Genomic DNA, 24,245 nt, shown 5'->3' with positions numbered 1-24,245 from the left:
CGTGATCAGTTCTTAAGGACGCAGACAGTCAGCGACGCTATGACCCGCCTCTTCAAAGGCACGGATCGCACCCTCGTGCATCTTGATCTGCACAGCCCCGCAGGCACCCTGGGACACACCGTCAATGTCACCGAAGCTGAGCATGGCGAATGGACCGCGCGGTGACCCTTCGATAAAGCGCTGCTCGCCTTCGAGGTAGGCCTTGGTGATCTGGTAGACGAGCTCTTCGTCCATCGAGGCATTCACGATCTGGCCAAAGGCCGTTGCGAAGCTATCAAAAGTATCATCGTCGGTGACAATGGTAATGTCGTTGCCCGCATAGGCTGCCTTGAACGCCTCAACCGGAACGGAATAGGGTGCATGGCCCGGTGCCGCGAGAATCTGCTGGCCCAATTCGCTGGCCAAAAGGTCAGAGGGGACGTCGTGGATTGTGATCCCGCCTGCGGCTGCAATTGCGATCTCGCGACCGGATGGCAGGCCTTCGGGGATGGTCCATGCATCTGCACCACCGCCGGTGATGCTCGACACTGTATCAGGCCAAGGCGTCTGGATGCCTTCGTAATCCTCGCCGTCCTTTGCGCCAGACAACAGTTGGATCATCGCCCGTCCAGAGGTCAGAGCCGCGCCCCGTGGCGGGCCGTTCCAGATACGCAACCCGTCCAGCGACCGGATGTCTTCGACGGGATTATTGTTGTAGTAAGCGAAAATCTGGGCAGAACCGGAGTTCCAGAACAGCACGCGCAGGTTGCTTGCCATTTCAGCGCCGTCTTCGGGCCCGACACCGCTGTAGGGACCGATGCCACGTGACAGAAGAAACGGCAGGATCAGAGGCGCAGGTGCCATGTCCAACCGCCCTTCGGCAACGGCCTGAACGGAATTTGTCAGTGTCGCCCCTTCGGTAATCTGCACAGTGGCAACGCCCGCGCTATTAAGGATCGCGGCCAGTGTTGTGTCAATGTAATGGGGAGTCGACCCCGGTGTGGTGGTTTCTGCGGTCAGGGTCGCCTGAGCGGATGCCGCCAGAGGGGCGAGTGCAACGGCCACACCAAAAATTGCTGTTTTGATCATGATATCCTCCCTTGATCCCGCACCTTCCTCCAAAGACGCGTAGGTCAAAACTGGTTGACCCAATCTTAGGTTTGCAGAAAATATATGACTTGTCACGTAATTTCCTTACGGCCATTATAGTACCCAAGGGAGGACAGCCTATGACGGAACATCCAAAAGTGGACGCCGAGCAGATACGGGCTCGCATGGAACGGGAAGGTTTCAACATCTTTGCGCGCCTACCAGCTGTCTACGCCGCGTCCCGTACGCAAAGCCGCAACTTCCTTGAAATCGCCGGTGATCTGTCGGTCGTGGAATGGCGAACGCTCTGGGATTTGGCAGAGGCCGGACCTCTCACGATACGCGACCTTGCGGCGATCCAGCGGGCAGATCATTCTCTGCTCAGCCGTGCCCTGCCGGATATGTGCAAAAAAGGGTATGTCACGATGTACAAGGACACGCGGGATGGCCGAAAAACCGTTGTCGCCCTGACCGAATCCGGCCGCGCTGCCTATGACCGCGCAGCCCCTGTCATGGCCCAACGCCGCGCAGCGCTGAGAGAGGTTTTTTCCCAAGATGAAATTCACGCCTTCGCCGGATTTCTTGACCGGCTGGAAGTGTTTCTGCGGATCCCCGCAGCCGAACTTCTTGCAAGCCAAATCACAGAAGAGGACACGCAATGACCGACCGACCCAACGTTTTGTGGATTATGGCAGACCAGCTTCGGTTCGATTACCTCAGCTGCTACGGCCATCCGCATTTGCAGACCCCCCACATTGATGCATTGGCCGCCCGTGGCGTGCGTTTTACCAATGCGTATGTGCAATCACCAGTCTGCGGCCCATCGCGGATGTCGGCTTATACGGGGCGTTACGTTCGCAGTCACGGATCGACATGGAACGGCATGCCTTTGCGTGTCGGGGAGCCGACATTAGGCGACCACTTGCGCGAAGTCGGCGCACGCGCCGTACTTGTGGGCAAGACCCACATGACAGCTGACGCCGAAGGGATGGCTTGGCTTGGCATTGATCCAGCCAGCGAGATCGGGGTGCGCGTGTCTGAATGCGGGTTCGAGCCTTTCGAGCGTGACGACGGCCTTCACCCCGACAGCGCGCGGCAAAACTGGTCCGCCTACGACGATTATCTTGTGTCGCAGGGCTATGCTTCTGACAATCCTTGGGAAGACTTTGCAAACTCGGGTATCGGAGAAGACGGCGACCTGCTCTCGGCTTGGCTTTTGAAGAACTCCCGTCTGGCGGCGAATGTCCCTGAGGAGCATTCGGAAACAGCCTATATGACCGACCGCGCCATCGCTTTCATGGAAGAGGCCAAGGCGGATGGGCGGCCGTGGATGTGTCATCTTTCCTATATCAAGCCGCATTGGCCCTACATCGTGCCCGCCCCCTATCATGACATGTATGACGAAAGTCACATCGTGCCGCCAATCCGTTCTGCGACAGAGCATGACACCGACCACCCGCTGATGCAGGCCTACCTTAAGGCGCGGGTCTGCCAAAGCTTCGCGCGTGACGAGGTGCGCGAACACGTGATCCCCGCCTACATGGGGCTAATTAAACAGCTCGACGACAATCTCGGGCGACTGTTTGCGTGGATGGATGAGGCCGGCCTCAGCGACAATACGATCATCGCGTTCACCTCGGACCACGGCGACTACATGGGGGACCATTGGATGGGTGATAAGGATTTCTATCACGAGATGGCAGTAAAGGTACCGCTGATCATCGCCGATCCGCGTCCCGACGCGGACGCGACACGTGGACTTGCGTCAGAGGCGCTTGTCGAGATGATCGACTTGGCACCGACATTCATGAACGCGCTTGGCTGCGCGCCCAAACCCCACGTGATCGAGGGGCGCGACCTGACGCCAATCTTGCAGGGTACAGATGGGTTTTCGCGCAGCTATGCAATCAGTCAGCATGATTATCATTGGTCTGATATGGCCCGTCTGCTGGATCAACCGCAGGAACATGCCCATACGACGATGATCTTTGATGGGCGCTGGAAGTATATCCGCTGTGAAGGCTTCCGGCCGGTTCTGTTTGATCTGCACTCTGATCCGCATGAACTGACTGATTTGGGCGCATCAAAGAAGGCAAAGCACGCCGCCGTCCGCACCCGTATGGAAGCGGCTCTGCTGGATTGGGCCACGCGCCATCACACGAGGATCACAGCGACGCCTGCAGTCTTGGCACGGCAGAAAAAGGCAGCCGAAGGGGGCATTCTGATCGGTTTCTGGGATGAGAAGGAATATGAAGACACCACTGGTATCGCATTCGACGACCTAGCGCCCGTGGGACGGGTTTAACGAGGCCGAGATGCCTTAGCGTTGACAGATCTCGCTGAGAGACAAAATCAAAGATGAGGTCTATTCTCTCCCCACCCCAAAGCTAAGGACCGCGATCCAGTATAGATCACGGTTTCTTCAGAGCTGGCGTTCACTGGACCTGTCGCGCTTTTGTGCCGCCCCAAGCGCTCGTTCAAGCCACTTTCCGTTCGAAAGCGACGGGACTTTTCCAGCCCAGTGCTGAGTGGCGGCAGCGCGGTTTGTAGAAGCCGTTGATGTAGTCGAAGATCGCCATCTCGGCCTGCCGCCGTGTTTCCCATGACCTCCGCCAGATCAGTTCAGCCTTGATGGTTTTGAAGAACGTCTCGACCATTGCCCGGCAGGCGCATGCAAAGCATGCTGCCGGGAGGGGGCGGCATTATCATAACAATTCCCTTTGCCGCTCATGGACACGGTGAACCCGTGTTGGCGCAGGATCTTCTGATAGTCGTGAGAGCAATATTGCGACCCACGATCTGTGTGATGGACGCAGCCTTTGGGCGGTGAGCAGAATGCTATAGAAATGTTTAACGCCCGGATCGCCAGGTCGCGTTTCATGCGATTGCTAACGGCCCAGCCGATAACGCGTCGGGAATGCAGGTCCAGGATCACGGCCAAATACAGCCACCCCTCACCTGTCCAGACGTAACTGATGTCACCAGCCCATTTCTGGTTCGGGCTCTCAGCCACAAAGTCGCGATCTAGCAGGTTTGGTGCAATGTTGAACTTGTGGTTGCTATCCGTTGTGACTTTATGTTTGCGCGTTCGCACCACCGATATGCCGTTCTGGCGCATCAAACGGCCAACACGGCGGTGACCGATATCCAATCCGATCTCCTTCAGCTCTTCGGTCATCCGGGGCCTGCCACTCTCGGGACATAGCTGCGCAATACCCTGTCAGGGAATGGATCGTCAGCCACCTGCTTGCGCCCCTCTCATCGATACTGCGTATCGACTGCCGGGCAATAGTACAGCCCGCTGGTCAGCGCGATGCGCACCGCATCTTGCCGGAGTTCGTCCGTTCTTCCAGGTCCCATAGTCAGTCTCCTTTGTTGATGGCGTGGATGCCCCCTCCCGACGGCATAGCAATGTGCCACTATGATGAGTGTTAAACGCAATCACATAAGGAAGGAGCATCCATGTCCGAAGTCACTATTATCGGTGTCGACTTGGCAAAGCGCGTTTTCCTGTTGCACGGCGCGCGCAGCGACGGTTCGGTCGCGTTTCGCAAGAAGCTGTCACGCGGTCAGTTACTCGCATTCGTGGCACAGCAGCCCAAATGCCTGATCGCCATGGAGACTTGTGCGACGGCGCATGGTTGGGGGCGGGCATTCGAGGAGGCGGGGCACGATGTGCGCCTGATCCCGCCAGTCTATGTGAAGCCATTCATCAAACGCCAAAATAACGATGTGGCCGATGCAGAGGCCATCGTAGAGGCCGCTTTGCGTCAAACCATGTATTACCCGGCAGGGCATTGCGCAGCAATGTCCCTAGAGGGCGTGTTGTTGCGGTGAAGACGGAAGATCAACAGGCCCGTGCCATGCTGTTTCGCACGCGGCAGATGTTCGTCGGCCAGCGCACCCAGATGATCAATGCTTTACGCGGCCACCTCGCGGAACACGGTCTGGTCGCAGCGTGGGGGCCTGCTCATCTCAAAACGCTCGCGCATGCAATCGCAGATGATGACACCGCGCTGCACACCGAGGTGCGGGAACTCAGTCGGATGTATCTGGAGCAGATCGAGGGCCTGAATGCGCGTGTCGCTGAGCTTGACGCGAGGATGAGGTGTGCCGCGAATAAAGCCGAAGTGGTGCGCCGCGCACAGACCATGCCGGGCGTGGGCCCTGTCACGGCGCTTGCGATCGAGACATTTGCACCAGACCTGGCCACTTTCCGGCGCGGTCGTGATTTTGCCGCCTGGCTTGGGCTTGTGCCCAAGCAGCACTCGACGGGCGGCAAGGTCCGGCCCGGGAAGACCTCGAAGATGGGTCACCGCGACATCCGCACCCTCTTGGTCTCTGGAGCCATGGCGGTCCTTCAGGCTGTCGAGCGGTTTGACACACCGAACAATGGCTGGCTGAAGCGCCTGCTGACCCGCAAGCCACGAATGGTCGCCGCGATTGCGCTGGCCAACAAGATGGCGCGTGGCCTCTGGGCCATGATGACGAAACAAGAGAATTACCGGAATCCGATGGCGACGATGGCGTAGCGAAGATTGCAAGTCACGACGTCCCGGTAAGTTGGGGGTGTGAGGAGGTCACTGAACAGCAAGGGCAAAGGATCGATCAGATCCGGGTCAGAGAAAGCAGCATTTGTGCAGGAGCCACCGAGCTCGGTTTGTTGATATGCCTCTGGTCCGCGCATCGCCATACCGGCCCGCGGTCAAAATATCACCGCACACAGAGGCCTGATACATGACCGCACCCGATCACACGCTCGCGCCGTTCAAAAATCACTTGCACCAATGGGGCATCCATACATGCAGCAAATGCTATCAAAGGAGCGGCATCAAACCGCGACAGGTCCACCTGAGCATCGATCCACGTTTTCATCTCTCACAGCCCGAAATCACCATCGAGTCCTCAATCCCGCTGACGTGACTTCTCCTTCTGTTCCTCCGGCTCCTACTTTTTGCCCTTCTCCTAGCGGTCCCGATCGATTTTCCAGCCTCTCACATTGGCCTTCGTTCGCGCATTGTGGGCCTGCGGCGCTCTTGGCTGCTCCTGCACATCACCCTCCCGTCCTGCCCCGCTCCGACAACAAGTCGACGACCTTGGCGTAAGACAACGGGTAGCGCAAACACATCCGCACGGCGCTCAGAATAACGACGGCTGGAAAACGACGGTGCTTGAACAGCGATTGCGGGACATGAAGGTCTCCTTCAAAGCCAAGTCGCAGACCAGAGACGGTTGATGCACCAGTGCCCTACACTTTACGCGCCGACTTGAATACGGTGCTCTGGAATGCCGCATACGTCGAGGATCAGTTCATAAACCTTTCCGTCGTTTGGAGACGGAGTGTCCAGACCTTCCCGTGCGGTAGTTACGAACATCGACGAAAAATCCTTACCCCCGAAGGCTGGGCAGGACGATAGTAGGCCCGGGACTTTAACAGTTCTATCGAAATCACCGTTCGGAAAATAACGCGCGACAAGCCCAGCCCCCCATCTAGCATTCCAAAGCCCGCCATTGGCATCCACTACGGATCCATCAGGCAGCATGCCTTCACCCGAGATGTCAACGAATACACTGGCAGCTCCAACGGGCCACCCCTCTGCGTCCAGCGTTTGACGCATGATCACACCGGTCGGCGAGTCGGTGTAGTAGGCAGTATGTCCATCGGGAGAGAAACAAATAGAATTTGGGATCGTCAGGCCAGAATACAGCTTGGTCAACTTACCGCGATGAAAACGGTAGATGGCTCCGACACCCTCTTGAGCAGAAGTGCCCATGGTACTGATCCAGAACCCACCCTGAGGGTCTGCGCGACCATCGTTTGTGCGGGTCGCGCATTTTTCGGCGTTAAAAGAGTGGAGCAGGACGCGAAGGCCAGATGCAATCTCAAACTGGTAGAGCCCAGATTGCGATGCGATTAGCAGGGTGTCATTATCAATCCACCCAGCGGCCGAGACGTATTCGTTGAATTTCCATTCAAGATCGGCACCATCCCTACGCGAAAGCATCCGCTTTCCGAGTATGTCGAACCAGAACAGTTGGCAACGACCCGGATGCCAAAACGGCCCTTCCCCCAACTCACATATACGCGCGTCAAAGACAGTCGACATAGTCAAACTCCACTATTCAGAGAACGAACGCTCAACGAGTTTGCGTGTCTATAGGAAGAAGCGATTCTGGAATGTTTTGATAACAGACAGGCCGCAGGAAGCGGCGGATGGCCATCGTACCAACCGATGTCGCACCAAAATTGGTCGAGGCGGGATAGGGTCCACCGTGTACCATACTGTCACTTATCTCGACTCCCGTCGGAAAGCCATTGGCTAGAACCCGACCCGCCTTGCGTTCAAGCACTGGCATCAGTTGTTGCGCCAATTGGTCGTCCCCCGCATCTAGATGCATTGTGCAGGTCAATTGTCCTTGTAGGTTTTTGGCGAACTCAATCATCTCATTCTGGTCTGCAACGCGAATAACTAAACCCAAGGGGCCAAAGACCTCTTCGGCAAGGTCAGAGTTTGACAGCCAAGTTTTGCCAGTTGTTTCAAACAAGTTTGGCTCTGCACCGCGCTGATCACATGTCGAGGTCAACAAGCCCTGCACATCTGATACTGCTGCGATCCGATCACGACCCGCTCGGTAAGCGGAGGCGATGTCGACGGTCAGCATCGTCTGTGCGGCCACGTTCTGCAACGCATCCAATGCCGCCTTTACGAAAACATTCGCTGCGGGGGTATCAATGACGATTGCAATGCCGGGATTGGTGCAGAATTGCCCTGCCCCCATTGTCAGCGAGTTGGCCCAGCCAGCCCCGATCTCTGCGCCTCGCGCCGCAATAGCGTCCGGCAACAAGAACATCGGATTCACACTGCCCAATTCCCCAAAAAATGGGATCGGTTCAGGGCGGCTTGCGCAAAGATCGAACAAAGCCCGACCACCCCGCAAGCTTCCGGTAAAGCCAACAGCGCAAATTAAGGGGTGCTGGACAAGGGCCTGCCCGACTTCGATTGTGTTACCCTGCACAAACGAGAAGACGCCGGCAGGCATGCCTGTCTTTTTGACTGCGGCGCAGATGGCGTCTGCAACAATTTCACCTGTTCCGGGGTGAGCAGGATGGCCCTTGACCACAACCGGACAGCCCGCCGCCAGTGCCGAGGCGGTATCCCCTCCAGCAGTCGAAAAAGCCAATGGAAAATTGGATGCCCCAAACACAGCAATCGGACCAATCGGTCGCTGAATCATGTGCATTTCAGTTCGAGGCAAAGGCTGACGGTCTGGAAGTGCTTCGTCGTGACGGCAATCCAAATAATCGCCGGCAAGAATATGCGCTGCAAAAATACGCAACTGCCCAGTTGTCCGTCCGCGCTCACCTTCAAGCCGCGCTTTGGGCAATCCGGTTTCCTGCGCACCTATCGTGGTGATGTCATCACCTCGTGCTTCGATTTCATCGGCGATAGCATTCAAAAACGCAGCCCGCTCTTGCCGGGTTGTTTGGCTGTAGTCCCAGAAAGCTGCCTCGGCCGACTGGCAGGCCACATCAACATGGGCCGCAGTGCCCGCGGAATATGCATAGGAAGGCCCTTCGGCCGGGCTAGAAATAAACGTGTCTTCGCAGGCTACGCGATCGCCTGCAATCAAGTGGCAGCCATGGGGTTTATAGGTCATGTTAGTTATCCTTATTTGCCCCATGACAGGGCCATAATGTCAAGGTCGGTGGCGAGCTGCAGGAGGCGTGTCTTGGTGCGACTGGACATTGGTGCAAGGGGGTGGCGGACTTGATCGCTTTTAATTACGCCGCCCGCCGCAAATACTGTCTTGCAAGCGCGCAACCCGCATTGACGGTTTTCATGATTGATCAGCGGCAGGCATTTCTGCCAGTGCGACAAGGCACTATCCTTGTTACCAGCCAGATAGTCAGTCACGATGGGCCGCAGTTTTTCGCAGAACATACCAGAGGTCATTGTCCCCCGCGCACCAGCATCAAGGTCGGCCAGTAGCGTCACCGCTTCTTCGCCATCAAATGGCCCGACAATGTGCTCGCCGCCTTGCTCAATCAGTGCTGCTAGTTTGTCGGCCGCAAACGGAGTTTCCATTTTAAAATAGCTGACGTTCTCTACTTCGCGCGCCATCCTCACCAAGAACGGTACCGACAGTGTGACTCCAGATAGCGGTGCATCCTGGATCATGATCGGGATGGAGATTGCATCACTCACCGCCTGAAAATGTTCAAATATTCCGGCCTCGGCAGGCACCAGGCCAACCCCGTGATAGGGTGGCATCATCATCACCATCGAAGCCCCAAGCGCCTGGGCGGCCTGGGCGCGTGCTACCACAATTTCAGTCGCGAAATGGCTGATCGTTACGATTACCGGCACCCGGCCAGCAACATGCTCCAGACACAGCCGCATCAACAGAGCCCGCTCCTCATCTGAAATCACGAACTGCTCGGAATAATTGGCCAGAATACAAATGCCATCGACACCCTGGTCGATAATGCAATCCAGTACGCGGCACATGCCTTCTTCGTCGATCTGGCCGTCTGCATGAAACGGGGTCGGGGCAACCGGGAATATGCCCGTCAACGGAGTAATCATTTACTGTCCTTTCCAGACAAGTCTATTTTGGGAATTTATTCAATAAATGGCGCAACGGTTGCCCGGTGGCCAAGTGCAAAGGCGTCAGCCACATGGCGCAGCGGAGATAGGTCGACATCCACGTTGCCGCTTTCGACCAGTCGGGCCATTTTTTGGTACAACCTTGGATATTCCCCTGATAGCTCAGCAGAAGCGCTGTCTGCGGCTTTAACCTCGGCCCCATTAATCGCCATATTCGCGCCGCCGTTCCAAAGTCGCAGTGTCCCTTCGTCGGTTTCTGCATCGATGGTCCAGATCTGCTCCCCCTCTTGTCGCCAGTCGAAATCAGTTGTGACCACGGCACCCTGTGGGTGATAGAAGTCCAACTTGGCCGCGATCGGGGCCTGCCGGTTCTCCGGCACCAGCAAATTTGCAGACCTAAGGTGAATTGAATCCGGCAGAATCTCGGTCACGATGGACAGCGCGTTGATGCCCGGATCAAACACGCCCAGTCCTCCCGGCTCCCAGATCCAGTCCTGACCGGGGTGCCAGCGGCGCACGTCTTCTTTCCATGTGACGTGGAAGTGGCGCAGCTTCTTGTCCTTAAGCCAAGCCTTGGCCGGAGCCACCATTTCAGCCTCACGTGAGTGCCAGGTAGCATAGAGCGAAAGCCGTCTGGTACGCGCCATAACTTCGAGCGTATGACACTCGGACAAGGTTGCTCCCGGTGGTTTCTCCAACATGACATGACGGCCAGCCTCGATCGCCATAGCTGCAAAGTCAAAGCGCGGCACCGGCGGCAAACACAGCGAGACAACGCGGATGTCAGGACGCTCGTCCAGCATCTGCGCAAAATCCGTATAGGCTGGAACCCCGTCAACAGACCCCGCCCGTGACACAGTGGCTGAGAGTTCCCAGTCTGACGATGCGGTGATAGAAGGAACATGTTGGTCGAGGGCAATTTTGCCTATCCCTACAAGAGCAATATGCATCAATGTGAATCCTTTCCGACAGGCGACCCACGACAGCCTTTTAGGAAATCAAGATCAGCTCCGGTGTCAGCCCCTTCGACGTGCTTCTGGTGTAACCAAGCGTAACCACTTGGCGCTTGATCATGCGACGGTTCCCAAGCCTCTAGCCGAGCGGCCAGTTCCTCGTCCGTGATATCCAGATGGAGGCGACGTGCGGGTACATCCAGTTCAATCATGTCGCCATTTCGCACCACCGCCAGAGGGCCACCAGCAGCAGCCTCGGGTGCTATGTGTAAAACCACAGTGCCATAAGCGGTGCCAGACATGCGGGCATCAGAAATGCGCACCATGTCGGTGATGCCCCGTTTCAGAATTTTTGGCGGCAATCCCATATTGCCGACTTCGGACATACCAGGGTACCCCTTGGGGCCGCAATTTTTCAGCACCATGACGCAGGTTTCATCGATGTCCAGATCATCATCCTCGATCCGCGCCTTGTAGTCGTCGATATCCTCGAACACCACGGCACGGCCTTTGTGCTGCAACAGATGCGGCGAGGCGGCAGAGGGTTTCAGAACCGCACCAGCCGGTGCAAGGTTGCCTTTGACCACAGCGATGCCACCCTGATCGGTCAACGCCTGCTCAAACGGCAAGATAACATCATCGTTGTGATTGACGGCTTCTTTTACCTCGTCCCACATAGTCGAACCAGAAACGGTCAAGACCTCCTTGTGCAATAGCCCGGATTCAGCAAGCCGCTTGAGAACCACTGGCAGGCCGCCAGCATAGAAAAATTCTTCCATCAGGTATTTACCCGAAGGCATCAGGTTCACGATGGTGGCGACGTCGCGACCACAACGATCCCAGTCGTCCAGAGACAAGTCTATGCCAACACGGCCGGCAATGGCCAGAAGGTGCACAACCGCATTGGTTGATCCCCCAATTGCTCCGTTGGTGCGGATCGCGTTTTCAAAGGCCTGCTTGGTTAGGATATCCGAAGGTTTCAGGTCGTCCTTGACCATCTGAACAATCCGCCGCCCCGACAGTTGCGCCATCACACGACGACGACTGTCCACAGCCGGAATGGCAGCATTCCCGGACAAGGCCATGCCCAGTGCTTCGGCCATCGAAGCCATCGAAGAAGCAGTGCCCATCGTGTTGCAGGTTCCCGACGACCGGCTCATCGATTGTTCAGCCTCAAGGAACTCATCCTGGGTCATTTCCCCGGCCTTGACCGCTTCTGAGAATTTCCACAGGTGGGTACCTGATCCGACACGCTCCCCTTGAAAATACCCGTTCAGCATTGGGCCACCGGTCACCACGATGGATGGCAAATCGGTGGACGCCGCCGCCATCAGCAGACTGGGGGTGGTCTTGTCACAACCCACCAACAGAACGGCACCATCAATCGGCTGGCCTCGCATCTGCTCTTCGATAGACAGCGCAGCAAGGTTTCGGAACATCATAGCAGTGGGGCGAAACGTATTTTCCGACGCTGAAAACGCCGGAACTTCGACAGGGAAGCCACCGGCCTCCCAGATCCCCGCCTTTACCTTCTCGGCCAACTCGCGAAGGTGCCCGTTGCAGGGCGTCAAATCCGACCAGGTGTTCATGATGCCGATGACCGGGCGGCCGTCGAAAAGGTCATGAGGATAGCCCTGGTTCTTCATCCAGCCACGGTGATAAATCACATCACGTGACGTCCCTCCATACCACTCTTGGCTACGCAGTTTTCGAGGCCATTTTGCGGGTAAAAATGTCATTGTCCGCTCCTCAACCCTGTTTGTTTTTGTTGTAGACATCAAAGAACACTGCCGCGAGCAGCACCAAACCTTTGATAACCTGTTGATAATCGATGCCAATTCCCATGATCGACATACCGTTGTTCAGCACGCCCATGATGAAAGCCCCGGTTACCGCACCGACGATTTTACCAACGCCACCCGACATAGACGCCCCGCCAATAAACACGGCCGCGATCACATCCAGTTCAACCGCAAAGCCGGCCTTTGGTGTTGCGGTATTTAGTCGTGCCGCAAAGATCAGCCCGGCCAGTGCCGCTAGGACCCCCATGTTGACGAACGTCAAGAAGGCAAGGCGCTCAGTCTTGATTCCCGACAGTTTGGCGGCCTTTTCGTTGCCTCCTAAGGCATAGACACGGCGACCCAGCACAGTGTTCTCGGTCACGAAAGTGTAGACTATGGTCAACACAACCATCGAGATCAGCACGTTTGGCAGGCCGCGGAAGTTAGCCAGCTTGTAAGAAACAAAAACCAGCGCGCTTGCCACAATTGCATTGCGGATCGCAAAGAACAGTATCGGCTCACCCTCGATCCCGTACTGACGATCCCGAGCACGCGACCGAAACCCCATCCAAACCACCAGAATGGCGGCGATAATACCGGTTCCCAGTGCGGTAACATTGGGACGACCACTCCCTATAAGATCTGGTACAAATCCGGTCGACAGAGCCTGAAATTCACGGGGGAACGGGCCAACGGACTGACCTTCAAGCAACCACAGCGACATGCCGCGAAAAACCAGCATACCGGCCAAGGTGACAATAAAGGAGGGGATTTTCCAATAGGCCACCCAATAGCCCTGCCAGGCACCAATCAATCCCCCTGCGATCAGGCAGACCGGCAGGGCCATGGCCATTGGCCAGTCCCAGTTGACGATCATGACTGCGGCCAAGGCACCTACAAATCCCATGACCGAGCCAACCGACAGATCAATATGGCCTGCAACAATGACCATCAGCATACCCAGAGCCATGATGATAATATAACTATTCTGCAGGAACAGGTTGGTTATATTGATCGCTTTCAACATGGTGCCGCCGGTAACGATCTGGAAAAACCCCATGATCGCAATCAGTGCAAACAGCAGCCCGAATTCGCGCAAGTGCCCCAAAAGGTAGTGGCCAATTCCCGCTGGTTGATTTTCTTGTGTTTTTATCTCTGCAAGTTCCACTGGTTCGACCTCCTAGTTGGTCACAATGAGCGACATGATGCGCTCTTGGCTTGCTTCTTCGGCGGTTAGTTCCCCGACAAAAGCGCCTTCGTTCATTACGTAAATACGGTCACACATCCCCAACAGTTCGGGCAGTTCGGAAGAAATCATGATGACTCCTTTGTCCTCAGCACTCAGATCATTGATGATGTTGTAGATTTCGAATTTTGCGCCGACATCGATTCCGCGCGTTGGTTCGTCCAGGATCAGCACCTTGGGTTCCGCGAACAACCACTTGGATAGCACTACTTTTTGCTGGTTGCCGCCTGAGAGATTGGTGACTTTCTGGAACACGCTTGGAGTACGGATGTTCATCGCTTTGCGGTACTTTTCAGCCACCTGGGATTCTTTGGCTTCGGCAATCACACCGTTCGACGAAACCTTGGCCAGATTGGTCAAAGTGATATTACGCTGGATGGTTTCATCCAGGATCAGACCCAGAGATTTCCGGTCTTCGGTTACATAGGCCAATCCGGCGTCAATCGCCCGACTGACGGTGCTGACATTGGTTGGCATACCGTCGATCTCGACACTGCCCGAGATATTGTGACCATAGCTGCGGCCAAAAATGCTCATCGCCAATTCGGTTCGACCTGCCCCCATAAGGCCTGCAATTCCAACGACCTCACCGGCGCGCACCGTAAGGTCGATGTCTCGAACCATTTGCCGTTCCGCATGTTCCGGGTGCCAGACGTTCCAGTCTTTCACCTCCATCAGGACGTCACCGGCACGGCGTTTTCGTTTCGGGTAACGATGAGCCATATCCCGGCCAACCATGTCCCGCACAATGTGATCCTCTGAGATATCCTGAGTGCGGGCATCAAGCGTTGAAACGGTTGCTCCGTCCCGGATAACCGTCACCGTGTCAGCCACCCGCCGCACTTCGTTCAGCTTGTGACTGATGATGATCGAGGTCACACCCTGTGTCTTCAGCTCCAGGATCAGATCCAAAAGCGCCTGACTGTCAGACTCAGAAAGGGCGGCCGTGGGTTCATCCAGGATTAGAAGCCGCACTTTCTTCGACAGCGCTTTGGCAATCTCCACCAGTTGTTGCTTGCCCACACCAAGAGAGTCGACCAACGTGCCCGGCGCTTCGGCCAGCCCGACTTTGGCCAACAGCCGTTCTGTTTCCTTGAAGGTTCGTTGCCACTGGATAACGCCGTTGGTAGCATTTTCATTGCCCAGAAACAGATTCTCGGCAATTGACATCAGAGGCACAAGCGCGAGTTCCTGATGGATAATGATAATGCCCTTGGTTTCGCTATCGGCGATACTGTGGAACTGGGCCACTGTTCCGTCATAGACAATGTCGCCTTCGAAATTACCTGCCGGATAAACACCAGACAGGACTTTCATCAAGGTCGATTTTCCGGCACCATTTTCACCGCAGATTGCGTGAATTTCACCTTCGCGCACCGCGAGGTTGACCGAATCCAGTGCCTTTACACCCGGAAAAGTCTTAGTGATATCGCGCATTTCAAGAAGAGTGTTCATAGTCATACTCAATGAAAGAGTGGTGCCCTGCCTAGTGCAAAGGTCCAGGCAGGACGGGGATCAAGAAGTCAGATTACTTGATCTGATCTTCGGTGTAGTAACCGGACCCAATCAACGTCTCTTCCCAGTTGGAGATATCAACCGATACCGGTTCCAGCAGATAGGACGGAATGACCTTGACACCGTTGTCATAGGTTTCGGTGTTGTTGATCTCGGGTGTGCCACCCTCCAGCACGGCCCGAACCATACCTACAGTGACTCGCGCCAATTCACGGGTGTCTTTAAAGACTGTCGAATATTGTTCGCCGGCCAGCATGGATTTGACCGAGGGGACCTCGGCGTCCTGGCCAGAAACGATGGGCATTTTTAGATCACCAGATCCGTAGCTGACGCCTTTCAGCGACGAGAGGATGCCAATCGACAACCCGTCATAGGGCGACAGAACGCCGTGCAGTACTTTGTCGGTGTAGTGGGCTGACAGCAGGTTATCCATGCGGGCCTGTGCAACTGCACCGTCCCAACGCAACGTACCCACAGTATCCATACCCTGCTGGCCAGATACAATGTTGATTGAACCGTCATCGATCAGTGGCTGCAGAACCGACATTGCGCCATTGTAGAAGAAATACGCATTGTTATCGTCGGGCGAACCACCAAAAAGTTCAACATTGTAAGGTGCGTCGCCAAAGCCTTCTTTCAAACCAGTAACCAGAGACGAGGCCTGCTGAACGCCAACCTTGAAGTTGTCGAATGTCGCATAGTAATCGACATAAGCGCTGTCACGGATCAGGCGGTCATAGGCGATGACCTTGATGCCGGCGAAATGGGCGTTTTCCAACGCGTTCGACAGTGTTGTCCCGTCAATGGCAGCAATGACCAGCACATCAACACCTGTGGTGATCATGTTTTCGATCTGCGCTAACTGGTTGGGAATGTCATCCTCGGCATACTGCAGATCAGCCGAATAACCAGCTGCTTCGAACTGCTTTACCATTGAATTCCCGTCAGAAATCCAACGTGCCGAAGATTTGGTAGGCATGGCGATGCCAACTGTACCTTCCGCAAAAGCCCCGGTAGCCAAGGTAATCGCGGCTGTTGCCGAAACCAAAAGTGATGTGAGTTTCATGGTGTCCTCCCTGACACATCGCATCGTTACTGGACGTGCGTGTTTTGATATTGCGGGCCCACTGAACCCAAGTAAAACGCTATCAACAGTCGACATATCAAACAAATTCTACTAACAACATTCATCATCACAATAATGGTATGTCTTTAAAGTGAATTTTGCCCGCAAACTGAAACCGCACCAACTTAAGCTGATTGTCAAAATATCTGAGACTGCGAAGCTGCAATTTGCTGCTGAATCGATCGGTCTTTCACAGCCGGCGGCGTCGCGTACATTAGCTGAAATTGAAACCGATATTGGGGCTCCCCTATTCATCCGCTCCGCAAAGGGAATGTACCCAACTCCAATCGGTGAGGCTTTTGTGCGCCACTCCCAATCAATTCTTTCAGGGTTCGAAACTCTGGAGGCAGAAGTAAAGGGCCTGGGGCGGGGAGAAATGGGTGAGGTCAAAGTTGGGTCGGTCACGGGGCCGGCCATTTGTTGTCTTGTGCCCGCTATTCTTGAAATCAAGAAAGCGACGCCAAAACTCGAAGCCACGATTGAGGTTGGCCCTTCGACAGAACTTGTGCGTCGGCTGGAGAAAGGTCATTTTGACTTCATTATTGCTAGGTTACCACATGAGTACGATAGCCGGGCCTTTTACATCCGTCCTGCTCGGTCCGAAGTGGTGTCCTTGGTGGTGCGCGCCTCCCACCCTCTAGTCAAGAAGGCGAAGGTATCACTTGAGGATCTCGCCCAATTTGAATGGGCAATTCAAGAGCGAGGATCGCCGATACGCACCGCGGTCGAAGAAGCCTTTGCGGCCAATGGAACACAAATCCCTTCTCACATTACAAACACGTCTTCACTTCTGGTGATGTTGGGGCTTCTGGAGCAATCCGATACCATCGCAACATTGGCCGAAGAAGTTGCCAACGTCCTTACGAGTGCCGCGTTGGGTGCCAATCTTATTGCACTGAACCTAGACCGCGCAATCACGGTCTCACCGTATTTTGTCATAATGGAAAAAGATAAACAGCTGTCTCGAGCCGCCGAACACCTTTTGGACGCTGTGTTATCCAGGTTTTAATGGGTGCGGGATCTCTTTCCGGATGTTACCGGCAACAAAAGCCGGATTGCTGCGATTTAAGCACAAACCACACTTTCCATCAGCTAAGAAGTCTGTGGTCTCATTGTAAAGCACCCTTTTGAAAAGAATAGCTGACACAATGGCGATAAGTCTGATGTGGAAACAAAGTCGCAGATGGAAAATCTGGGCGATTTGCCGCGTCAGGCCAAATTTGTGTTTCCATCGCAATGCCCGCAAATGCTCCATGTTTACGTCCGCCTAGCCCAACAACAATAGATTGTTGCCCTGCGTCATATACTTGGAGACCTGGCTGATCGGTCTGCACTTCCATCGTCAGGCCGCCAGGCGCAGTCAGACTCGCCACGGGTCGCAACTTACCATTAGAGTTATTGAGGCAGAAATTGTGATCTAACCCCGCTGTTCCAATAACCCTCGGTACGCGAAAATCAAACCGTGTATCCTGCACCGGTGCGGGTCCTTCTTGTGTCGGGATCAGGGTGTTGTCGACAGGCAGATAGAAATCTGCATCGATCCAAAGGGCGTGATCCGTGATCGTTTTTTTCCCGTCCAGGAAAAAATACCCATGATGTGTAAAGTTGCAAAGCGTGGCCCGGTCGGTCTTTGCTGAAATATCTATAGTCACCGTGTCACCGGAAAGCACAGAATATGTCACAGTGATACTCATAGCGCCCGGAAAACCCATGTGCCCATCTGGAAGCTCGCAGATTAGAGAGGCACGATCATGAGACACTGCCGCAATTTGCCAGATCTGACTGGAAGTTCCGTCAGCACCCCCGTGTAAAGTCTGTAGACCCCATTCATTTGGGTCGGTGTAAAAGGTGCCCCCATCCAAATCAAAACGGGCTTGCGCAATTCTGTTTGCACACCGTCCAACGATCGCTCCGTGATACATCATTTCATTCAGGTAAGGGGCGATTGTATCAGAGCCTATAACAAGTGGATGATCGACACCGGCCAGACGCAGATCTTGCACTCGGGCCCCATGTGTCAGGAGACACAATGTCACCCCCCCGCCCCGTAAGGTGATGCGCTCGACTTGCCGACCATCAGGAAGCTGGCCAAATGGCATGACGTTTGGAAAACTCATCCTAACGCCTTCCGGTTTCGGTTTGACAGGTGCACTAACATTTTTTGCAAAAGGATAAAGGTCAACAACAGTGCACCAATTACAATTTTTGTCCACCAGCTCGATAGGGTTCCGTCGAAGACAATATAGGTCTGAATCAGGCCCATTGTTAGTACACCGATCAGGGTGCCAAAAACATAACCTGCTCCGCCTGACAACAATGTGCCACCAATCACCACTGCAGCAATTGCGGTAAGTTCCGTCCCTACCGCTGCCAGTGGATATCCAGACCCAGTGTAGATAGAGAAAACTATTCCTGCGAGGCCGGACATAAAGCCCGAGAAAGCGTAGATTTGCACCGTTGTTTGACGGACATTGACACCCATTAAGCGCGCAGTGGCGATCCCGCCACCTAAGGCAAACGTCGAAGCGCCAAATCGTGTTCTATGGGCAACCACCGTGCCTATTGCTACCACCAGCAACATGAGCACACCAATAAAGGTCAGACGGCCTTTGCCCGGCATCAAATAATAGGCTTTTTGTAACATATCGTACATGGGTGTATCAATTGGCACCGATTCAATTGACAGCATGTACGCCAAGCCTCGTACCAAGAACATGCCAGCCAACGTTACGATAAAGGGTGGCATAGCCAGCCAATCGATCACCCCACCCATGGCAGCACCGAAGAGTGTGGTTAGACCTAAAAGCAGTGCAAATACAGCGATAGGATGTAGCCCAGTGTCACGCAGCAATACTGCGATAAACACACCAGAAAATGCGATAACTGAACCGACAGACAAATCGATCCCCCCAGACAGGATGACCAGTGTCATTCCAACTGCGACAATGCCAAGATAAGCGTTGTCCGTCAGCAGATTACCCGCGACACGCGTCGAAAACAGTGTGGGGAACTGGGCTGCACAAAGCGTGTAAGCAATCACAAATATAGCGATGGTCGCCAGGAGCGGAAAAGTTCTGGGGTTCATGCGATATCTCCTGAGCGCCCGGAGGCACGACCCTGGCCTATTTTAGCCCGGATTAACGCCCATTCCTGTGCAAGATGTGGGGACTGGATCATCAATATCGCCAATATCAGCACCGCTTTGATGACAAGGTTATATTCAGACGGAAATCCGGCCAGCAAAATACCTGTATCAATGGTCTGGATGATCATCGCTCCAAGTACTGCCGCAGCAATAGAGAACCTCCCTCCCAATAAGGAATTACCGCCGATCACAACAGCGAGGATCGCGTCAAGTTCAAGCCATAGGCCTGCATTGTTCGCGTCTGCCCCACGAATATCTGCGGTAACGATAATTCCAGCAATGGCAGCGCAAAAGCCAGATGCCATATAGACCGATATGATCAACGCCCGAGCGTTGACACCCGAAAGCGCACTCGCGCGCTTGTTGATCCCAACGGCCTCGACCAGCAGGCCAAGGGCAGAGTAGCGCATGAGCATTGCAACCAATGCTCCGGTCAGCATCCAAAGCACAGCTGAGAACGGAATACCGAGCAGGCTCCCAGACCCAATGAAGGCAAAGCCGGGATCCGTGAATGTCAGAATGCGCCCTTCGGTAATCAGCTGCGCAATGCCACGCCCAGATGTCATTAGGATCAGAGTGGCGACGATGGGCTGTATTCCAAGGACAGAAACTAACATCCCATTCCAGAACCCAGCAAGTAATCCTGCTGCGATGGCAAGTAAGAGCGCCGCTGTAACGCCCCAGCCACTGACAATTGCGAAAGCTGCAACAGCCCCCGTGATCGCCATAATTGTACCAACCGAAAGGTCGATCCCACCCGTTGCTACCACCAACGTCATGCCGACGGCTAATATGGCAATGGGTGCGCTGCGTTTTAAGATATCGATAACCGGGCCAACAAAACGGCCGTCCACCAATTCGACCTGAAGAAAACTGGGAAAGAACCAACTCACAAGGCCAGCCAACACAATAAGGGTGATTATTTGGGGTGCGATACGCTTAAATGTACGCCTCATGAGTGGGCCTCTTTATTTGGGGCATTCGATCCGGCAATTGCCTGCAAAATAGTGTCTGTTTTGACTGCAGTGCCCGTTAACTCTGTCACATGGCACCGATCTCGAACCACAATGACACGATCTGCAACCGCAACGAGCTCATCCAACTCAGAAGAGATGATGAGAACGGCCATACCTTCGGCTGTCAGTTGGTCCACTAATTCAAGGATCGCCGCATGTGCTCCCACATCAATCCCGCGTGTCGGTTCATCAAGAATCAAGAACCGGGGGTTCATTGCCAACCAACGGGCAAGTACGACCTTTTGTTGATTTCCGCCGGAGAGATCGCCAATTGCTTTCTCAGCGTCTGATGTGCGGATATCCAGTTTGGTGATGAAATAGCTTGCCAAACGATCCTGCTCAGAACGCGGCATCGGGCGCGCCCATCCCCGTTGCGCCTGAAGTGCCAAAATTATATTCTCGCGGATAGACAACTCGGCCACAATGCCACTTGTCTTGCGGTCTTCTGGTGCAAATCCAAAGCCCGCACCGATTGCGGCACGAGATGTGTCTATGGTTAATGGTCCGTTTGTGTCAGATACAGTTCCCTTTTGCGAACGGCGAAGACCAAAAAGCAGTTCCGCGCTTTCAGTTCGACCAGAACCGAGCAGCCCGGCAAAGGCGAGCACCTCCCCTTCGTAAATGGTTAGATCAAAGGGTTCGACAACTCCAGAATGGCCCATGTCATTAAAATAAATCAATTCCTTACCGCGGGTTTCGGTCACGTCATCTACACGCTCCTTAGCCTCGACACTCTCCAGCTCACGCCCCAACATATGCTGGATCAGGCTCATTCGGTTTAGATTTTCTGCCCGCTCGGTGACTACCAATTTACCGTTGCGCAACACTGTCATGCGGTCAGAAAGGTCAAACACCTGGTCCAGAAAGTGCGACACAAAGACGATGCCCAAACCCTGATCACGTAGTTTTCGCACCACATCAAACAGCATCTTTACTTCAGCGGCATCTAAGCTGGCAGTCGGCTCGTCCAGGATCAACACTTTGCCTGACACCGCTACCGCACGGGCGATGGCGACAATCTGTTGAATTGCTAGGGAATAACTGGACAGATCACGCCCAACATCAATCTCGAGCCCATAGCCCTGCAACATTTCGCGTGCTTCGAGTTTCTGTAATCGAGAATTAATTATGCCAAATCGACGCGGTTCACGACCAAATGTGAGATTCTGGGCAACGGTCAAATTGGGAAGGAGGTTGACCTCTTGGTAGACAGTGCCGATTCCCAAGTCTTGCGCTTCAGCTGTCGAGCTGGGTGAGATGGTTTCTCCACCCAACCTGATTTCGCCCCCATCGCGATTATAGGCACCGGTCAAACATTTTATCAGGGTAGACTTGCCCGCACCATTTTCGCCAAGCAGAGCGTGGACCTCGCCTGAGGCCAGTTCAAAATCAACTCCATCAAGCGCCTTTGTGCCTGGGAATGATTTGGAGAGCGATTGAATTGTAAGAAGCATAAGCAGGCCTGTCTGAATATTTCAAAGTAGCGAATATTAATATGGCCAGGTGGGACGATACCCCTCCCGGCCTCTACTTTTCTATTCAGATCAATAGCCCAAATCTTTACGGGCTTCGTATTCACCCAATGGGTCATCATTCACAGTGTAAAGCGCTGACTCTGTTTGGATGAATTTAGGTGGCATTGTGCCGTCTTTCCAATATGCCGCGAGGGCATCAAGCGCGGGGCCTGCCATATTCGGCGTCAGCTCCACGGTGGCATTTGCATCGCCTTCGGACATCGCTTTGAAGATATCTGGAACCGCATCAATTGACACAACAAGGATATCCGTCCCTGATTTCAGGCCCGCTTCTTTGATGGCCTGAATGGCACCCACAGCCATGTCGTCGTTGTGAGCGTAAAGAGCACAAATGTCAGCACCACCACTTTCAGCCTGCAAAAAACTCTCCATGACTTCCTTGCCAAGCGAGCGCGTAAAATTGGCTGTTTGGCTGCGGACAATCTCGATATTGGCGTGGCCAGAGATACCCGCTTCGAAACCAGCTTTGCGGTCGATTGCAGGAGAAGAACCAGTGGTACCCTGAAGTTCAACGACGCGGCATGGAGCGTCCCCTACTGTTTTTGCTAACCATTGCCCGGCAACCTTACCCTCATGAACGAGATCGGATCCAACGGCCGTCAAATACAGATCGTCAGAACTGTCGACCAACCGGTCAAGCAAAACAACAGGGATCTCCGCTTCCTGCGCTTCTTCCAGGACCGAGTCCCAGCCAGTAGCAACAATAGGTGCGATCAGGATAGCATCAACGCCCTGCGCGATAAACGAACGCATTGCTGCAATTTGATTTTCCTGCTTCTGTTGCGCATCGGAGAATCGCAGGTCAATTCCACGCTCTTCCGCTTGTAGTTTTGTGATTGTAGTTTCAGCGGCACGCCAGCCCGACTCGGAGCCAATTTGCGAAAAGCCAACGGTCTGTGCTTCAGACATTGCAGCAATCCCTAACGCTGCAACGGTTGTCATCATAAGGGTTTTGAGTTTCATGTTTGTCCTCCCAGACGGTACCAGCACAAATGCTGTTTTTGATATTTATTAGATAATCCAACCAAATATACACGCGATAGATTTGACGCGTGTATTACTCCCAATCACACTCCTCGCGTTTTGGAGTAAATCATTAAGCAACAAGCATTCACTTAAATATTAGGTTCGGTGAAAGCCAAATAAATCTATTTGATTGAACTCCTCTTTTTAACACACGCACGTTATCATTTGTCAGCTTCATACGCATTCGGTTGCTGATCGATTTTAATTGACGTTTACTTTACGAAGCTTGATCGCCTCCTATTTACCAAATTTCCATTTCTGACGGTAATTAAGAAATTACCTTCCATCCCAACGGAGACCGGCAGAATTTTCGAAGAAACCTCACTCGCATGATTGAATTGCCAATATTGCATCATTTCAGTCAAATTAAGAATTTTGCACTTACCATATCATTTTTGTTATGTCTTTTTGGAGTGGCAGCTCGGCATCGGGCAAATTCGACAGTGCTGTCACGCTGATATAGATCTGAAAATTTCAGCATTTAGGCGTGTTCTAGAAAGTGTGGATCTGCATGTAGGTTTTTGGAGGGGGTGTCTTAACGTTGCCCAGCGGGTCATGTGGGCATTTTTCCCCATCCAATTTGCAGGTCGAAGGGTGAAACGCCTTGAGACCGAGTGCCAAAAGGGTGACTCCCTTTGAGCCCTGCCGTCACCTCCTGATAGACACCCGTCGGCTTTTCTTTTCGTTTGCGAAGTAGTTGGCACCAGAAAGATCCTGTTACTTATTGGCTTAGATTGATCAAAATACGCCGCAGTGTCTCCAGATCATCACTCCCGACTTTTTCGCGAACCATCTCTTCGACAGCGGCCGCAATTTCCAATCCGACTTTGCGTGCTTTCAGACCTTCTTGTGAAAGATTTGCAATCATGTCGCGGCGTGATCCTTCGGCGTAGTCAAACTGAACAACGCCGGCCTCAACTAGTCGGAGAACGGATCTATGCGCGGCTTGCCTTGATATTTTCAGTGCTTTGGGAAGTTCCGTTAACCTGCGGGGATGCCGGGAAATAAGCATGAATGTCTTAGCGTCCGCAGGCCTTGTTGACGCAAAAGCAGTGTCAGACCGCAGTTCGTTGGATTTGGCATCGAGACGTTCAGACAGATCTTGAACAAGCCCATGAATGTTGTTTTGCTCGGGTTCGAAAATTCTTTCATCATCCATGGTTGACAGATACTTTTTTGGAACACGATATCTCAATTATCAACCTAGGGTGATGATATGGGCAAT

At 53.9% G+C, this 24,245-nt stretch carries 18 protein-coding genes and 2 pseudogenes; 4 read left to right on the top strand and 16 right to left on the bottom strand.

Annotated features, from left to right (window positions below; translation table 11 throughout):
- Positions 1-12: 12 nt before the first annotated feature.
- Positions 13-1,068, bottom strand: coding sequence for a TAXI family TRAP transporter solute-binding subunit (locus HGT1_RS04735; RefSeq protein WP_176248783.1), 1,056 nt, complete (start codon positions 1,066-1,068; stop codon positions 13-15).
- 140 nt (positions 1,069-1,208) lie between these two features.
- On the opposite strand from HGT1_RS04735, the gene HGT1_RS04730 reads away from it, so the two are divergent.
- Together HGT1_RS04730 and HGT1_RS04725 are read left to right on the top strand one after the other, a co-directional pair.
- A complete protein-coding gene (locus tag HGT1_RS04730) occupies positions 1,209-1,730 on the top strand; it encodes a MarR family winged helix-turn-helix transcriptional regulator (protein ID WP_176248782.1) in 522 nt (173 codons plus the stop codon).
- Complete coding sequence (locus tag HGT1_RS04725) at positions 1,727-3,373, top strand: sulfatase-like hydrolase/transferase (RefSeq protein WP_176248781.1); 1,647 nt, start codon at positions 1,727-1,729, stop codon at positions 3,371-3,373. The genes HGT1_RS04730 and HGT1_RS04725 overlap by 4 nt, the downstream gene beginning before the upstream one ends.
- Positions 3,374-3,545: 172 nt before the next feature.
- Here HGT1_RS04725 and HGT1_RS04720 read toward each other — a convergent pair.
- A pseudogene (locus HGT1_RS04720) lies at positions 3,546-4,258 on the bottom strand (IS3 family transposase); the annotation flags it as partial.
- A 272-nt stretch (positions 4,259-4,530) separates the two neighbouring features.
- On the opposite strand from HGT1_RS04720, the pseudogene HGT1_RS04715 reads away from it, so the two are divergent.
- A pseudogene (locus HGT1_RS04715) lies at positions 4,531-5,600 on the top strand (IS110 family transposase).
- Positions 5,601-6,323: 723 nt separating this feature from the next.
- Here the strand turns inward: HGT1_RS04715 and HGT1_RS04710 are convergent.
- The 8 genes from HGT1_RS04710 to chvE form a co-directional block, all read right to left on the bottom strand.
- Positions 6,324-7,175 (bottom strand): SMP-30/gluconolactonase/LRE family protein, encoded by an 852-nt coding sequence (locus HGT1_RS04710; protein WP_176248780.1) that lies wholly within the window; start codon positions 7,173-7,175, stop codon positions 6,324-6,326.
- A 31-nt stretch (positions 7,176-7,206) separates the two neighbouring features.
- Positions 7,207-8,727 carry an aldehyde dehydrogenase (NADP(+)) gene (locus HGT1_RS04705; protein WP_176248779.1) on the bottom strand — a complete coding sequence of 507 codons (1,521 nt, stop codon included), beginning with the start codon at positions 8,725-8,727 and terminating at the stop codon, positions 7,207-7,209.
- Positions 8,728-8,738: 11 nt separating this feature from the next.
- Complete coding sequence (locus tag HGT1_RS04700; protein WP_176248778.1) at positions 8,739-9,656, bottom strand: dihydrodipicolinate synthase family protein; 918 nt, start codon at positions 9,654-9,656, stop codon at positions 8,739-8,741.
- A 35-nt stretch (positions 9,657-9,691) separates the two neighbouring features.
- On the bottom strand, positions 9,692-10,627 hold the full coding sequence (locus tag HGT1_RS04695; protein WP_176248777.1) for a Gfo/Idh/MocA family protein: 936 nt from the start codon (positions 10,625-10,627) through the stop codon (positions 9,692-9,694).
- A complete protein-coding gene (gene araD / locus HGT1_RS04690) occupies positions 10,627-12,369 on the bottom strand; it encodes an L-arabinonate dehydratase (RefSeq protein WP_176248776.1) in 1,743 nt (580 codons plus the stop codon). Before araD ends, HGT1_RS04695 begins: the two co-directional genes overlap by 1 nt.
- 10 nt (positions 12,370-12,379) lie before the next feature.
- A complete protein-coding gene (gene mmsB, locus HGT1_RS04685; RefSeq protein WP_176248775.1) occupies positions 12,380-13,579 on the bottom strand; it encodes a multiple monosaccharide ABC transporter permease in 1,200 nt (399 codons plus the stop codon).
- Between the two features lie 12 nt (positions 13,580-13,591).
- Positions 13,592-15,112, bottom strand: a complete 1,521-nt coding sequence (gene mmsA, locus HGT1_RS04680) for a multiple monosaccharide ABC transporter ATP-binding protein (protein WP_176248774.1) — start codon at positions 15,110-15,112, stop codon at positions 13,592-13,594.
- A gap of 73 nt (positions 15,113-15,185) precedes the next feature.
- Positions 15,186-16,238: a multiple monosaccharide ABC transporter substrate-binding protein gene (gene chvE, locus HGT1_RS04675; RefSeq protein WP_176248773.1), complete on the bottom strand. Its 1,053-nt coding sequence runs from the start codon at positions 16,236-16,238 to the stop codon at positions 15,186-15,188.
- Between the two features lie 151 nt (positions 16,239-16,389).
- Here chvE and HGT1_RS04670 point away from each other — a divergent pair, with 151 nt between their 5' ends.
- Entirely contained in the window at positions 16,390-17,307 is a 918-nt protein-coding gene (locus tag HGT1_RS04670; RefSeq protein ID WP_176248772.1) for a LysR family transcriptional regulator, read from the top strand.
- 100 nt (positions 17,308-17,407) lie between these two features.
- Here the strand turns inward: HGT1_RS04670 and HGT1_RS04665 are convergent, their stop codons facing one another.
- From HGT1_RS04665 to HGT1_RS04640, 6 genes are all read right to left on the bottom strand, one after another.
- Positions 17,408-18,397 carry an aldose epimerase family protein gene (locus HGT1_RS04665; protein ID WP_255200111.1) on the bottom strand — a complete coding sequence of 330 codons (990 nt, stop codon included), beginning with the start codon at positions 18,395-18,397 and terminating at the stop codon, positions 17,408-17,410.
- Between the two features lie 14 nt (positions 18,398-18,411).
- Positions 18,412-19,383 carry a galactofuranose ABC transporter, permease protein YjfF gene (gene yjfF, locus HGT1_RS04660; RefSeq protein ID WP_176248770.1) on the bottom strand — a complete coding sequence of 324 codons (972 nt, stop codon included), beginning with the start codon at positions 19,381-19,383 and terminating at the stop codon, positions 18,412-18,414.
- The gene (locus HGT1_RS04655) at positions 19,380-20,399 is read right to left on the bottom strand and encodes an ABC transporter permease (protein WP_176248769.1); all 1,020 of its coding nucleotides are present in this window, start codon (positions 20,397-20,399) and stop codon (positions 19,380-19,382) included. The genes yjfF and HGT1_RS04655 overlap by 4 nt, the downstream gene beginning before the upstream one ends.
- Positions 20,396-21,913 carry a sugar ABC transporter ATP-binding protein gene (locus HGT1_RS04650; RefSeq protein WP_176248768.1) on the bottom strand — a complete coding sequence of 506 codons (1,518 nt, stop codon included), beginning with the start codon at positions 21,911-21,913 and terminating at the stop codon, positions 20,396-20,398. Before HGT1_RS04650 ends, HGT1_RS04655 begins: the two co-directional genes overlap by 4 nt.
- 90 nt (positions 21,914-22,003) lie before the next feature.
- On the bottom strand, positions 22,004-22,957 hold the full coding sequence (gene ytfQ, locus HGT1_RS04645; protein ID WP_176248767.1) for a galactofuranose ABC transporter, galactofuranose-binding protein YtfQ: 954 nt from the start codon (positions 22,955-22,957) through the stop codon (positions 22,004-22,006).
- Between the two features lie 784 nt (positions 22,958-23,741).
- Positions 23,742-24,179 (bottom strand): MarR family transcriptional regulator, encoded by a 438-nt coding sequence (locus tag HGT1_RS04640; RefSeq protein WP_176248766.1) that lies wholly within the window; start codon positions 24,177-24,179, stop codon positions 23,742-23,744.
- Positions 24,180-24,245 lie beyond the last annotated feature (66 nt).

This window comes from Sulfitobacter sp. HGT1 (genome assembly GCF_013282155.1).
Classification (GTDB): Bacteria; Pseudomonadota; Alphaproteobacteria; order Rhodobacterales; family Rhodobacteraceae; genus Sulfitobacter.
This window is presented reverse-complemented; position numbering and strand designations above follow the sequence as displayed.